Origin of the sequence: Vibrio sp. Vb2960 (genome assembly GCF_033337665.1) — a bacterium.
Lineage (GTDB): Bacteria > Pseudomonadota > Gammaproteobacteria > Enterobacterales > Vibrionaceae > Vibrio > Vibrio alginolyticus.
Genome location: NZ_JAWORD010000085.1, coordinates 1 through 557 on the forward strand (window position 1 = coordinate 1; position 557 = coordinate 557).

The 557-nt window shown below is 43.3% G+C and carries 1 protein-coding gene; it reads left to right on the forward strand.

Annotation, left to right across the window (positions count from 1 at the left end; genetic code table 11):
- Positions 1–444 precede the first annotated feature (444 nt).
- On the forward strand, positions 445–557 hold a 113-nt coding region (locus R7O03_RS22795; protein WP_411977487.1), incomplete at its 3' end, for an MbeB family mobilization protein.

The window sequence follows — 557 nt, forward strand, 5'->3', positions numbered from 1 at the left end:
AATACTCCATTCTTTGGGTAGAGCATCTTGATAAAGGGCGGTTAGAGCTGAATTTTGTTATTCCAAATATTGAGCTTCATTCTGGCAAGCGACTTCAACCTTACTACCACTTTGCAGACAATCCTCGTATCGATGCGTGGCGCACCATTCAGAATCTTGAACTAGGGCTTCATGACCCAGATGACCCTGCTAATCAGCAAGGCTTGGTGAGTGCTAAAGACACTCCATCCGATGCAAAAGAGATTCAGCAACTTCTTACCGATGGTCTACTTAATCTTGCTCAATCAGGCGCAATCCGTAGTCGAAAAGGGGTAATTGGTGCGCTTGAAAGCAAAGGATTTGAGATTGCCAGAGTGACAGCTAAAAGCATCAGTATTAAGAATCCCGAAAGTGGGAAACGAAACATAAGATTAAAAGGTTTGTTGTATGAGCAAGATTTTGAATATGGCGAGGGACTTCAATTCGCAATCGAAGAAGCAAGCCAACGCTATCGAGCAAACGCTAAAGAAAGACTTCGAGAGGCACGAACAACGTATTCAAGATGCGTTGAAATCAAG